The organism is Microcella sp., assembly GCF_033763155.1.
Classification (GTDB): Bacteria; Actinomycetota; Actinomycetes; order Actinomycetales; family Microbacteriaceae; genus Microcella.
In genome coordinates this window covers 1-13,318 of the sequence record NZ_JANRKZ010000266.1, presented here as the reverse complement: position 1 = coordinate 13,318, position 13,318 = coordinate 1, and the positions used below count along the sequence as shown (strand labels likewise).

Below are 13,318 nucleotides of genomic sequence, written 5' to 3'. Positions count from 1 at the left end.
ATCGGGAGCCCGCGGCGACGCCGCGGTCTACGCGTTCGGAGCGACGGTCGCCATCATTGTGCTCACCTGGTCGCCGAGCCGTGACTGGTGGCGCTGGGCGATCCTTCCGGGCGTGGGCATGGCGATCGCTCTGCTCTTCTTCGCGATTGCGGGTCAATCGGGCGTCGGGTCGATCGGCTTCACGGGGGGTGGCAGCGCGACGATTCCGGTCGAAGGCGATACCACTGGCGAAGAGGCTCCGCTCAGCGGGTTTGCTCTCGCCGCCTACAACCTGCTCATGCTGCCGTTTCTCTGGACGGGAGTGTGGGGTTCGTGGGGGCTCGGCTGGCTCGACACCCAGTTGCCCGCCATCGTCGTCTGGGCAGCGACCGCAGCGTTCATCGTGGTGGGTTTCGCGGGCTTCGGCCGGTTGAACGGACGTAAAGCATTCGCCCTCTCTGGTGTGCTGTTCGTGCTCATTGCACTGCCGGTCTACGTGCTCACGGTGGGCGGCGACAAGGTGGGGGCGAACCTGCAACCTCGCTACCTTCTCCCCCTCATCGTGTTGTTCACCTTCCTTCTGCTCGTTGATCCGGCCCGACGAAATCTGCGCTTTACCCGACCGCAGACACTGGTTGTGCTGGGCGCACTGGCTGTCGCCAACCTCGTAGCGTTGCAGGTCAACATTCGCCGTTACGTGACGGGTGCCGACCAGCAAGGTCTCAATCTCGATGCCGGTGCCGAGTGGTGGTGGGATGGCTTCCCCGTCGGGCCGACCGCGGTCTGGGTGATCGGTGCACTGGCCTACGCCGGACTCCTCGCGGTCTTGTGGAGTGCTCTTCGCACCACACGCGGTGAAGCCCCGGTCGAGGCGAGCCCGGCGAGGGCATCCGTCAGTCCTACGCCCTGACAACGCAATGCTGGCCCCGGGCATTGCCCGGGGCCACCACTATGTTCTGACGGTTAGTCGGCGAGCTCTTTGTAGAGCCGCGGGGCGTTGTTCACGGCCGTGATGGCCTGAGTGAAGTCGACACCGACGACATCGAGGTACCACTTGAGGTTCGGGTACCTCGGGGTGTTTTCTTCTTCAACCAATCGCAGAGCCTCTTCGCGCGTGAGGTCGCCCTCGCGCACCTGGTTGCTGCGGAAGGTGTCGTGCTCGGTGAACCCCGCGATCGTGTAGTACGCGTAGTTGTAGAACGCGGCCGTTCCGTCACCGATGCGCCAGGTGGTTTGCGTATCGGGCGCGCGCTCCCAGTCGTACTCGCTGTCGAGCGTGTCTTCAATGAGCTTTTCGTCCCAGCGCCAATAGTCGAACAAGTGGAAGTAGTCCGACTTGGTCGTGAAGCTGCGGTAATACTCACCGAGTAGCGTGTCAGGAATCGAGCGGTTGAAATACCCGGGGCTCTGCAGCATGGCCTTCAAGCGCAGGCTTTGGTAGCGCAACTGCTTCATGGCACCGTGGCTGTAGACGCGCTCTTCGGCGAAGTCTGGCGGAACCCCCAAGAAGCCCGACTTGAAGTGCGTGACCTCGAGCGGGTTGATGCCCCACAGGTTGAGCGTGACACCCGTCTGCCGCTTGAGTGTCTCGATGTGGCGGAAGAAGTGCTTGTCGCCGGCTGTCAGCACGCTCAGCATGCCGAGGTGGGGCGACTTGATCCACGCGTTGAGGTTGCGACGGATGTAGTCGCGCTTCTTGGTGATGTCGGCGGCCACAATGATGTTTTCGACGCCGAGCTTGGCCGACATGCGGCTGACATTACGGCGACCGAGGTCGGTCACCATGCCCCAGTCGTAGGTGTACGTGACAGGCTTGAGCTTGAGCTCGTGAATGATCAGGTGCAGTCCGTATGAGCTGTCACGCCCACCCGAGAAGGGAACCAGCACTTCGTCGCCCGACGCGCGACGGAAGGGCTTGATGAGTTCGAACAGCTCTTCTTTCGGCCGCGGGTGGTTGCGGGGCTTGTAGTTGTGGCAGTAGTTGCAGACGCCCTGCTCGTCGAACGCAATGAAGGGCATCGTCTCGGGCAGAACACACCGCGTGCACCGACGGAAGTCGGGCTTGGGATAGACGAGCAATGCCTCTTCTTCGGCCGAGAAACCCAGGCCAGGCACAAGGTTGACCGAGCGATCTTTCCACTCAGAGAGCTCGATGGGCTCCGTCTGAACCGGAACGTCGACGATGACCACGTCGTTAAGCACCTGGCGAACATCCGTCGCCTCGATCTGCTCGAGGGGGTAGCGCTCGGAGGAGAAGATCAGGCCGCCGCCGGTGTTGCCGACATAGAGACTGCCGTTGTTCGAGAAGAGCAGCAGTTTGCCGAGGCGCGGAACGAGAGCCGCACACGCGACCACGCCTTCGGCGAGTTCCATCACGCGAGCCGCAGCAGTCTCGATCGTGCCGCCGCCGTCGAGGTGCGAGGCAATGATCGCGGGAATGATCTCGGTGTCGATCTCGAGTTCGGGGGCCTTACCGATGACCGACCAGAGTGCTTCGTGATTGACGACGATGCCGTTGTGAAGAACGATGACCTGTTCACGCGAAACCGGCTGGTTGTCGCCCGTTCCGTTGGTAACGAGACGGCTGTGGCCGAAGAAGAGATTGCCGAGCGGAGGGATGCGCTTGAGCAGTCGGTCGATCGGGTCGTCGGCGCGATACGCGTGGTAGCCCGCGGTGCTGTGGATGACCATGCCGCTCGAGTCGCGGCCGCGCTGCTGCGCGTGCTTCACGAGAATCTTGGCGGCCGAGGAGTCAAGGGCGTCGGGGCCGATGTAGCCAAAGATTCCGCACACGTGTACTTCTCCGATTCTGTCGTTGGGGCTCGCCGCGCGACACAACAGCGGGCACGCACAACGATCTATCATGCCACGTCGGGGACCGCGGGCCGCGTGCACAACGCGGCCGAGGCGGGTGACGGCAAGCGGCTAAGATAGCGAGGTGTCAGGCCAGGAAACGGAGCGCGCGAAGAGCGCGCTCATCGTGTGCTACTCGCCCGTCGGCAATGACGGCCGTGTTTCGAACCAGATCCGGTGGCTCGAGGCGGCGGGCTATCGTGTCGACGTTCTCAGCAAGGGGCCTGAGCATCCCGATGCGAGCGGTGCCCGGTTTCGTATTGGTCAGCCGTCTCTCCCCGTTCGCGTCGCTATTCACGCTCTCTTGCCCGCGCGCGCACGGTTCAGGCGCCTGGTGGCCCCGTATATGCCAACCGCTGAACTCGCTGGCCACACGTATGACGTGATCATCGTGAATGACCATCACCTGCTTCCCTGGGCCGTCGAAGCGGTTCCCGCGATGGCGACAGGGCCGGTCGTTCTCGACCTCCACGAGGTCTACTCCGGAAATGGCACGGGCGCGGTCTACAACGCCCTCATCGCGCCCTATGACGACTGGCTGCTCACCTTCATCACGTCGCCCGTGTTCACCAAGCACCTCACGGTTGCCGAAGGCATCGCCGACCTCTACCGGGATCAATACGGCATCGCCCGGCCCGGTGTCATCCGCAACATCGCGCCCTATCAAGAGCTGACACCGTCACCGGTTGATCCCGAACACATCATGCTTGTTCACCACGGTTACGCCGCGGTCGAGCGCGGAATCGACATCATGCTCGACGCCTCGATGCTGCTCGACGAGCGGTTTCATCTCGTGCTCATGGTTCTCGGAGACGAGCGTTCGTTGGCACCCTTGCGCGCGCATCCTGCGATCGCTGCGGGGCGGGCGACGTTCCGCGAGCCCGTGGGGGTCACCGAGGTGGCAAGCGCGCTCAATGGGTACGACCTCGAGCTCATCTTCTTTCCGCCCCGCTTCGCCAACAACATCTACGCGCTGCCGAACAAGTTCTTCGAGGCCATTCAAGGGCGCCTCGGCGTTGTCATCGGCGAGAGCCCTGAGATCGTTGGCTTCGTGCGTGAGCACGGGTTTGGCATCGTGGTCGACGGGTGGACCGGCGACGATCTTGCCGCGGCGCTCAATGCCCTTTCGGCCGAGCAGATAACCGCCATGAAGCAGGCAGCTGACCGTGCGGCTCTCGACTTCTCGACCCGCGGTGAAGGCCCTCGGTTCCTCGCCGAGGTGGGGGCCTAGCTACTCGCTCGCCCGTGCGGCGCGCTGCCGCCACAGCGGTTAGGCGATCGCCTTGCCGATCACACGGTATGCAACGCCGGGCCACTGGTCTGCGGAAGAGACGCGACGTCCGTCGATGAAGGCGCGCAGGCCCGGAAGGTCACTCGGGGTGAGAGTGCGGTACTCGGCGTGGTCGGCCTGTACGACCACGGCGTCGACCGGCTCACCCAAGTGATACGCCGAGAATCCGAGCTTCTCGAGCTCTTCGTCGGTGTACATCGGGTCGTGCACGAGAGCGGTCGCACCGCGTGCGGTAAGGGCGGCGACAGCCGGGAAGACGCCGGAGAACGCCGTCTCTTTCACGCCACCGCGGTACGAGGCGCCGAGCACGGCAACCTTCGCGCCGGTGAGGTCGCCGTAGGCACCCTCGAGTAGTCCGATCGTGTAGTCGGGCATTCCAGCGTTAGCGGCGCGCGCGGCCGAAACGACCGTCGCCTCCGGGTCAGTCCACAGGTAGAGGCGGGGGTAGACGGGGATGCAGTGGCCACCCACCGCGATACCGGGCTGGTGAATGTGCGAGTACGGCTGCGAGTTCGATGCCTCGATGACCTGATACACGTCGATGCCGGCCGTCGACGCGAAGCGGGCGAACTGATTGGCAAGTCCAATGTTGACGTCGCGATAGGTCGTCTCGGCGAGTTTGGCGAGCTCTGCGGCCTCGGCGCTGCCGAGGTCCCACACGCCGTTGCCACGAGGCAGATCGGGGCGCTCGTCGAAGTCGAGCACCGCCCGGTAGAAGTCAACGGCCTTGGCCGCGCCTCGTTCAGAGAGGCCACCGACGAGCTTGGGGTACTTGCGCAAGTCAGCAAAGACGCGACCCGTCAGAACGCGCTCGGGCGAGAAAACGAGGTCGAAGTCCACACCCTCGGTGAGGCCCGATGCCTCTTCGAGCATGGGCTTCCAGCGCGTGCGGGTGGTGCCCACCGGCAGCGTGGTCTCGTACGACACGAGGGTGCCGGGGGTCAGAACCTCACCGAGCGAGCGAGTTGCGCCATCCATCCACCCGAAGTCAGGCTTGGCCGTCTCTTCGTCGACGAACAGCGGCACAACGAGAACCACAGCATCCGCACCGGGAACGGCCTCGGAGTACTGAGTCGTCGCGCGAAGCTTGCCCGCCGGAACGAGGTCAGAGAGCATCTCTTGCAAGTAAGCCTCGCCCGGAAATGGCTCGATGCCCTGGTTGATGAGATCGACCGTGCGCTGTGAGACATCGACGCCGATCACCTCGTGTCCCTTGCTGGCGAACTGCACGGCGAGCGGGAGCCCGATTTTGCCCAGGGCGATAACGGCGATCTTCACGGAGTTTCTCCAGAGTCAGAGGGATGACACAAGTCTACCCGGGGATGATTGCGAGGCTTTCGTCGACCACTCGAGTGGCGATCGCGCGAAGCGAGTATTGGCCGGCTGACCATTCTGCGAGTTCTGCGCGACCATCGCTCGCGAGCGGCTGGGTCGCTGCCGCGACCATTGCGGCAGCAGTGGCTTCGACGTCATACGCGACGGCGACCCCTGCGTGCGGGTGTCCGGCGTCGTTAAGAAACTCCATCGTTGGTCCCACTCCCGCAAAAATGACGGGGCAACCCGCCGCGAGCGACGAATAGACCTTTGTTGCCAACGCATACTCGTTGGCGGGTACGGGGGTGAGGCTCGCCACCGACGCTGTCGCCGACGACAGGATGGGTGAGAGCGCGGCCGGCGGAATCGGGCCGTGAAAAGCAACGGATGCCTCGATGCCTAGTTCGTGCGCGCGAGCGAGCATCCCGTCGCGTTCTTCACCGTTGCCGTAGTAGACCAGCCGCGCACCGGGAAAGCGCTCGAGAACGGCGGGCATCGCGTCAACGAAGATTCCGGCTCCGTGCCACTCAGAGTGCGTGCCGGCATAGACGAAGACCGGATCGTGTGGAGCGTCTTGCCCGTCGTAGTGGAAGTCTTTGGTGTCAGCCCCAAAGCCGATGGGGATCGCCGGGGTCGTAATGCCCGCAACCCGAAACCGGTCGATGAGCGGTTGGTGCGCAGCGAAGAGCGTCGCGGCACCATTGAGGCCCCACGCTTCGAGGCGGCGCAGGATGCCGAGAACAAGCCGCGATCGCGTGACGAGTTCAGCGGCTTCGGTCCAATAGTCGGCAGCCCGCACCACGTAGGGAGTGCGACGCAGCGCCCCGATGACTCGCACGACCGCCACGGTGGTGGGAGGGGGCTCGACCACATAGAGGTCAGCACGGCGAGAGAACAACAGTCGGAACGCGAGCGGAATGTCGAAACTCATGTAGCTCAGGTAGCCGCGCACGTATTGCTGCCGGTCGCGCTTGACGGGCGCGCGACGCACCTCGATTCCTGGCGGGTCGTCGATCACCGCACCGGTGGGCGGTCGAGCCGTCAGGATCGTGACCTCGAACCCCCGGTCACGAAACTCTTCGGCCCAAATGCGCAGAATTCCGGATGCTGCAGAGACCTCGGGCGCATAAATGCGCGTCGCGATCACGACCCTCATGAGTCGGCAAGAAGTCGCGCGACCAGTGCGTCTTGCGTTGCGCGGTCGGGAGCGCTCGAGAGAGCGTGGGCACTGCGATCGGCTGCTTGTTTGAACGCCACGACATCGTCGACGGTGATGTCGCGCAAGGCGTCGACCAGGGCGTCTGCACTCGTGTCGGCCGTGATCATCCCGAGCCCATACTGTGCGACGTGCGCATCGATCTCTGGCGCCGGCGAGAACACGAGGCCAAGCCGCGCCTGCACGAAGTCGAAGAACTTATTGGGCAAGTGGTAGAGGTGGCTGAGCGTGCGCAAGGGGTAGAGAAAGACACCCAGGTCGTACTGGTTGAGCACGCGGGGCAGGGTCTCGGGCGGCACCGGAGGGTGTACGGTCACGCGTGGCGTGAGGGCGGCCTTCTTGCGGATCACTTCGAGATGCCCGCCCGGAACCTCAAGCAGGTAGAGGTCGAGGCTGAAACGCTCGCCGAGGCGATCGACCGCCTCAATGAGTTCGACGATGTTTCGCTCGGCGTCAGCGGTGCCGCTGTGCACGAGCTTGATGATCGAGGGATCGACGGGAGACGGCGCGAGTTCTTGGAAGTCGGCGGCGTTGCGCACGATTTCGGTGGCGACACCGTAGCGCTCGGTGTAGAGACCGGCCAATCCCGAGCTCACGCTCGTGACCGCCGTTGTGCGGGGCAAGTACTTCTTGCACAGGTGCTCCATGTAGGGACCAACGAGCAATCGCCAAATGAACACCGTTGCGCGCTCTTCAGCAGCCCACTCGTGCATGTCGGCCAGTACCGGCGCATTGCCCGCCGCAGCGAATGCCAGCGGAAGAGCTCGGGCGTCGTTCGCGACGACCAAATCGTAGGGTCCCGACTCGACGGTGGCGGTACGCACGGCCTTCTCGCCTGGAGCGGTTAGCTCAACGGCGTTGTGAAGGTGGAGGGCGAGCTTGGCGACGCCGAGCACCGTCTCGGGCAGGGATGACGCGTTTTCGGGTACCTCGATGTGCCGAGCGACGCCTTCTGGCGCCGGACCGTAGCCCACGGTCGTCACGTCGCCGTGCGCGCGCAACACCTCGAGCTGGCGGAGCACTCGAGAATCGGCGTAGATCGGCGAGAACGACACGCAGAGAATCTTCTTTGGCGACACTTAGGCAGCTCTTCCCGTGAGGCGTCGATGTATGGCGTCGAGTCTAGGGCTTCGGTTCACCGAGCCGTGTTCGCGCTGAGGTCGTGAGATAGCCTGTTGGCCGCGTCGTCTGTGCGTCGCTGTTGCTGTGGTTGAGATAGACGGGGAACTGGTGGACGAATCGTCGGGGCGACCCCGAGTACTCATTCTCGTGTACTCCGAACTTGCTCGTGACGCTCGGGTCTTGCGACAGATTCGCTGGCTTCGTGAGCGTTTCGATGTGACATCCGCAGCGTTCGGGCCATCACCCATCGACGGCGTGGAACATGTCGAACTCCGCGATCTCCCGCCCTATATCGGTGGGCGTCTCGAGCGGTTGCGCTACGCCATTTCGTTCGTGCTGGGTCGCTTTAGGGGCTTGACGGTCCGTAACCCCCGCGACCAGAGTGCGGCGGCAATCTTGGGTGAGCGCGAGTGGGACGTCATCATCGCCAATGACGTCACGGCGCTTCCTCTCGCCTCCACACTGCGGGCACGACGCGGTGTGCTTGCCGATCTTCACGAGTACTCGCCCCGGCAGGCAGAGGAGTCGTTGATGTTCCGACTCACGTCAGCGCGCAACTTCCGTTGGGTCCAGCGCACCTATCTTCCGCGCGTCAGCCGAGTCACGACAGTGAGTCAGGGCATCGCTGACGAGTATGCGCGCAGGTTCGGCGTCAGACCCGTGGTCGTCGCGAACGCCGCTGCCTATCAGCGCAAGTCACCCACTCCCGTCGGCTCTCCCATTCGAATTGTCCACAGCGCGGTGCCAAGCCCGGCGCGGCACATCGAGGTGATGATCGCTGCGGTGAGAGACACGACCGCCAACGTCACCCTTGATCTTTACTTGGTTGATGACGGTGGCGCATACCTTCAGAGCCTGAAGGCCCTCGCGACCACGACGCCGAAGGTGACGATTCATGGGCCGGTACCGAACTCAGAACTGATCGATGTGCTCGGCCAACACGACCTTGGCGTTCACCTTCTGCCGGCGATCAATTTCAACCATCGATGGGCGCTTCCCAACAAGTTCTTTGACTACGTTCAAGCCCGACTGGGGATCATCATCGGCCCATCTCCCGAGATGTCGCGGCTCGTTCACCAACACGGACTCGGTGTTGTCTCGAAGGACTTCACCGCCCAGTCGCTCACCGAGCTTCTCAACACCCTGCGGCCAGAGCAGGTTGCTCAATGGAAAGCGGGCTCAGATGCTGCGGCGCGTGAACTCTCGGGGGAGCATCAGCTCGAGACGTTCGAACGCGTCATGAACGAAATGCTGACGGCTAGGTCAGCGCCGTGACAACGCGTTCTGCCGCGTGGCCGTCGCCGTAAGGTTCGTCTGTTGTGGGCTCTGGGGCACGTCGTCCGACGGCGGCCGCGATGTCGTCAACGTTGTTCGCGAGCACATTCCAGCCAAGATCGACCGTCTCGGTCCACTCCGTTTCGGCACGAATCGTCGTCGCGGGAACACGAAGCAAGAACGCTTCTTTCTGCAGGCCTCCAGAGTCGGTGACTACCCCCGCGCTCTGCATCACTGCCGCGACGAGCTCTGGGTATGGAAGCGGGGGGCTTGTTCGCAGCGAGCCATGGTCAAGAGCGATTCCATGGCGCTGGGCAAGAGAACGAAGCCGCGGATGCACGAACAGCACAACGGTCTTCGGAAGGCCGGCGAGCGTGGAGATGATTGCGGCGAGCCGCGCCGGGTCGTCGGTGTTGTCGGGGCGATGAATGGTTGCGACCATGTATGACCCAGCGTCGAGCCCCAACGGCGTTGCGGTGCCTTCTCGCGTGACGCGATCTCTCACGGAATAGAGCACGTCGGTCATGACATCGCCGACAAGCAGCGAACGAGATTCGAGCCCTTCTGCCCGAAGGTGACTCATCGCGCTGAGGGTTGGAGCAAGAAGCAGGTCTGCGGCGTGGTCGGTGAGTACACGGTTGTGTTCTTCGGGCATCCGTCTATTGAATGATCGGAGCCCCGCTTCAAGGTGAGCCACCGGGAGGTGCATCTTGACCGCTGCAATGGCGGCGGCAAGAGTCGAGTTGGTATCGCCATAAACCAGAACCCAGTCGGGGCGGTGTGCGTCAAAGACCGACTCAAGGCCGGCCAGCATCGCGCCAGTCTGCGCACCGTGGTTGCCCGAGCCCACCTCGAGATTGACATCGGGAGCGGGAATGCCGAGATCGCGAAAGAAGACGTCGCTCATGAGCTCGTCGTAGTGCTGCCCGGTATGCACGATGACGTGCTCCGCGCGCCCGACCATTGCGTGCGCGATGGGGGCGAGCTTCACAAACTGCGGACGAGCGCCAACAACACTGAGAATCTTCACGGGGTTCCTTCGACTGCAGGCCATCGCGACTGCACCCCGTCAGTGTACGGGGATGCCATTCGTGATCGTGGTACTCGCGCTGTTGGCCACCGAGGAATGCCTTCCGCGGGCGACGAGTGCCGTGGCCCCCGTAGAATTGCGCGGGCGGCCAAAAGATGGCGCGTGAAGATCGTGGAGGTTGACGGTGTCGGTAGTCGATCGCGAGACGCGTTCGTATCAACAGTGCACGGTGACCGTCATGGACACGACGGACCCCGATATTGAGTTCGACGCAGACGGCGCATCGTCGTATGTTGCGTTCTTCAACCGCCGCTACGCTGCGACGCTCGAGCGCGCACAGCGAGGTGAGCGATCAGATGAACTAGCCGCGTTGGTCGAGAAGATCAAGGCAGACGGCAAGGGCAAGCCCTACGACGTCGTCATTGGCATCTCGGGCGGGGTCGACAGCACGTACCTGACGCTCAGCGCTGTTCGACTCGGCTTGCGCCCATTGTGTGTGCATTTCGACAGTGGCTGGAACTCCGAGGCGGCAGTCGACAACATTCACAACTTGGTCACGAGCTTGGGGCTCGACCTCTACACGCAGGTCGTCGACTGGCGCGAAATGAGAGACCTGCAATTGGCCTTTCTTCGGTCGGGCACGGCAAACGCCGACACGCCGACCGACCATGCGTTTGGGTATGTCGCCTATCACCAGGCCCAGAAGTACGGCATCAAGCACATCCTGTCGGGGAGCAACCTCGTGAGCGAGTCGATCTTGCCGACCGCGTGGGGCTACACCTCCGCAGACTCAAAGCACCTCAAGGCAATCCACCGCCGGTTTGGCGCCGTCAAGCTCAAGACCTACCCCGTCATGAGTTCGCTGGTTCGAACGCTGTGGTACCCGTATGTGCGAGGTATTTCTACTCACGCACTTCTCAACTATCTGCCCTACCACTATTCGCAGGTCAAGCAAGAGATTGCGCGTGACGTTGGCTGGCGTGACTACGGGGGCAAGCACTACGAGTCAGTCTTCACCAGGTGGTTCCAGGGCTACTACCTCCCGGAACGCTTCGGTTTCGACAAGCGACTCGCGCACTACTCGTCGCTCGTTCTTGCCGGCGAGATGACTCGAGACGAGGCTGTCGCTCTCCTCGCCGAGCCCAACTATCCCGAAGATCTACGGGTTCAAGACCACGAGTTCATCGCCAAGAAACTCGGAATCTCTGTCGCCGACCTCGACGCCATCATCGCGTCGCCTCCGCGGGACTACACCGATTACCCCAACAGTGAGGCGTCAACCAAGGCCCTGTTTGACTTCACGGCGCGCGTGGGTGGCATCCTCAGAAAGCTCGGCATCCTTCGATGAACATTTCGCTCGTGAGTTATGGGCTTGGCAACCTGGGGTCGGTGGTCAACATGGGCAAGCGGGCAGGCGCGAAGGTAACGCTCGTCTCGACGCCAGACGAGGTCTTGGCCAGCGAGCGAGTCATCTTGCCAGGGGTCGGTGCGTTTGATGAAGGCATGGATCGGTTGCAGAGTCGAGGTCTCGTTGAAGCGTTGCGCGAGTTTGCTGCATCGGGTCGTCCCCTCCTCGGCATTTGCCTCGGAATGCAACTCCTGCTTGACGGCAGCGAAGAGGGAACGTCTCCGGGTTTGGGGCTCGTGCCGGGCAACAGTGTTCGATTCAGCGAGTCCGCAGGAGTGCGAGTGCCGCACATGGGCTGGAACACGGTCGAACCCACACGCGCTGATCCGCTCGTCGAGGGTCTTCCCGACGACAGCCGCTTCTATTTCGTCCACAGCTATCGCGTGGTCCCCAACCGCGAAGAAGACCAGCTCGCCACGACCAACTACGGGGGACCGTTCGCCTCGATGATTCGGGCCGACAACGTGGTTGGAGCGCAATTCCATCCCGAGAAGAGCCATGCTTTCGGGATGACCATTCTCAAGAATTTCGCGGCGGCATGAGCGGCTTCCCCCGGGTGATCCCGGTGCTGCTCGTCAGCGATGGTTACCTCGTCAAGCCGGTGCGCTTCAAGGGTGAGCATTACATCGGCGATCCGATCAACGCGGTGCGCATCTTCAACGAGAAGCAGGTCGACGAACTCTTCATTTGTGACATTGACGCGACGGTCAAAAAGACCGGGGTCAATTACACACTCATCGAAGAGATCGCGAGCGAGGCGTTCATGCCGGTGGGTTACGGCGGTGGAGTCGCCTCCGCTGCAGAAGCGCGCCGCATCACGGGAATCGGCATCGAGAAGGTCGTTCTCGGAACCGCTGCACTGACCAATCCTGAAGCGATCAGCGAGGTTGCTTTTGCTCTCGGTTCGTCGAGCACGGTGGTCAGTGTTGACGCGCGACGACGACTCACGGGCGGCTGGGATACTGCCGTCGAGCGAGGTCGACGCAAGACGGGCATGACCCCGGTGGAAGCGGCCCGTCGGGCTCAAGAGTTGGGCGCCGGAGAAGTGCTGCTGTCATCGATTGATCGAGAGAGCACGTTCTCGGGGTTTGACCTTCCGCTGATTGAAGCGGTATCTCAAGCGGTTACGGTTCCTGTGGTGGCTCTCGGTGGGGCCAGTGGCTACGACGACTTCCGGCCGGCACTCGACGCGGGTGCGTCAGCTGTTGCGGCCGGCAGCATGTTCGTCCTCAACGGCAAGCATCGAGCGGTCTTGATCAGCTATCCCACCCCTTCACAGGTGCGCGCGCTCTCTCGGCCGTGACGGTCGGCCAATGGATGGCCCAGTAGACTCTTGAGGTTCGCCGAATGGAGGCTCCCGTGAAGTCCGTACTCAGGCTCTATCGCGATGTTGTGGCGGTGTTCCCGCTCGGCGGCGCGCGGTTCCTGAACCTCTATTCCTGGCTGCTCGCCTCGCTTGCCATCTTTGACGCTGCTGCTTTAGGACTTCTCGCGGCCGTCATTGGCCCCATTACGACAGGATCTCCCGTCACGCTTCCGCTCGTCGGCACCCTCGACTCAATGGGTGTGGTGTGGGTCATTCTGGTCATTTGCGTATTCATGGTCGCTAAGGGTGCGTTCGCGGTTCTGGTCACCTGGTGGGCCACTCGTCGTATTCCGCGGTACGAGGTCGCCATCGGCGATCGGCTCTTTCGGGCATACATCACAGCCCCGTGGCGAGACCGGTTGAAGAAGAACTCTGCCGACATCATGCGGTTCTCTGACTCCGGTGTCGACGCAACGGTCAACAGTTTTGTCTTGCCGGGAGCGACTCTGCTCGGCGAGTTCGTC

The 13,318-nt window shown here is 62.8% G+C and carries 11 protein-coding genes and 1 pseudogene; 7 read left to right on the top strand and 5 right to left on the bottom strand.

What is annotated here, in order from left to right; all coding sequences use genetic code 11:
* The coding region (locus SFU54_RS11345; RefSeq protein WP_319016380.1) for a DUF2142 domain-containing protein at positions 1-889 on the top strand (889 nt) is incomplete at its 5' end.
* 53 nt (positions 890-942) lie between these two features.
* On the opposite strand, the gene SFU54_RS11340 is transcribed toward SFU54_RS11345, so the two are convergent.
* Complete coding sequence (locus tag SFU54_RS11340; protein WP_319016379.1) at positions 943-2,772, bottom strand: hypothetical protein; 1,830 nt, start codon at positions 2,770-2,772, stop codon at positions 943-945.
* Positions 2,773-2,917: 145 nt separating this feature from the next.
* Between SFU54_RS11340 and SFU54_RS11335 the strand changes: the two genes are divergently transcribed.
* Entirely contained in the window at positions 2,918-4,063 is a 1,146-nt protein-coding gene (locus SFU54_RS11335; protein ID WP_319016378.1) for a glycosyltransferase, read from the top strand.
* A 39-nt stretch (positions 4,064-4,102) separates the two neighbouring features.
* Here SFU54_RS11335 and SFU54_RS11330 read toward each other — a convergent pair whose 3' ends face one another.
* From SFU54_RS11330 to SFU54_RS11320, 3 genes are read right to left on the bottom strand one after another with little or no spacing between them, the layout of a single operon-like run.
* Positions 4,103-5,401: a nucleotide sugar dehydrogenase gene (locus SFU54_RS11330; protein ID WP_319016377.1), complete on the bottom strand. Its 1,299-nt coding sequence runs from the start codon at positions 5,399-5,401 to the stop codon at positions 4,103-4,105.
* A gap of 34 nt (positions 5,402-5,435) precedes the next feature.
* Entirely contained in the window at positions 5,436-6,584 is a 1,149-nt protein-coding gene (locus tag SFU54_RS11325) for a glycosyltransferase (protein ID WP_319016376.1), read from the bottom strand.
* Positions 6,585-6,589: 5 nt separating this feature from the next.
* Positions 6,590-7,708, bottom strand: a complete 1,119-nt coding sequence (locus tag SFU54_RS11320; protein WP_319016375.1) for a hypothetical protein — start codon at positions 7,706-7,708, stop codon at positions 6,590-6,592.
* Positions 7,709-7,883: 175 nt separating this feature from the next.
* Here SFU54_RS11320 and SFU54_RS11315 point away from each other — a divergent pair, with 175 nt between their 5' ends.
* Complete coding sequence (locus SFU54_RS11315; RefSeq protein ID WP_319016374.1) at positions 7,884-9,050, top strand: glycosyltransferase; 1,167 nt, start codon at positions 7,884-7,886, stop codon at positions 9,048-9,050.
* Here SFU54_RS11315 and wecB read toward each other — a convergent pair.
* Positions 9,034-10,080 carry a non-hydrolyzing UDP-N-acetylglucosamine 2-epimerase gene (gene wecB, locus SFU54_RS11310; protein ID WP_319016373.1) on the bottom strand — a complete coding sequence of 349 codons (1,047 nt, stop codon included), beginning with the start codon at positions 10,078-10,080 and terminating at the stop codon, positions 9,034-9,036. The genes SFU54_RS11315 and wecB overlap by 17 nt on opposite strands.
* 184 nt (positions 10,081-10,264) lie before the next feature.
* Here wecB and SFU54_RS11305 point away from each other — a divergent pair, with 184 nt between their 5' ends.
* From SFU54_RS11305 to SFU54_RS11290, 4 genes and pseudogenes are all read left to right on the top strand, one after another.
* Complete coding sequence (locus SFU54_RS11305) at positions 10,265-11,428, top strand: N-acetyl sugar amidotransferase (RefSeq protein WP_319016372.1); 1,164 nt, start codon at positions 10,265-10,267, stop codon at positions 11,426-11,428.
* Positions 11,425-12,030 (top strand): imidazole glycerol phosphate synthase subunit HisH, encoded by a 606-nt coding sequence (gene hisH / locus SFU54_RS11300; RefSeq protein ID WP_319016371.1) that lies wholly within the window; start codon positions 11,425-11,427, stop codon positions 12,028-12,030. Before SFU54_RS11305 ends, hisH begins: the two co-directional genes overlap by 4 nt.
* Positions 12,027-12,791: an AglZ/HisF2 family acetamidino modification protein gene (locus tag SFU54_RS11295; protein WP_319016370.1), complete on the top strand. Its 765-nt coding sequence runs from the start codon at positions 12,027-12,029 to the stop codon at positions 12,789-12,791. Before hisH ends, SFU54_RS11295 begins: the two co-directional genes overlap by 4 nt.
* 56 nt (positions 12,792-12,847) lie before the next feature.
* Positions 12,848-13,318: pseudogene (locus SFU54_RS11290) on the top strand (ABC transporter ATP-binding protein); the annotation flags it as partial.

Coding starts and splice junctions, on each gene's coding strand:
- hisH (WP_319016371.1), top strand. CDS start 11,425: ATGAACATTTCGCTCGTGAGTTATGGGCTTGGCAACCTGGGGTCGGTG.
- SFU54_RS11295 (WP_319016370.1), top strand. CDS start 12,027: ATGAGCGGCTTCCCCCGGGTGATCCCGGTGCTGCTCGTCAGCGATGGT.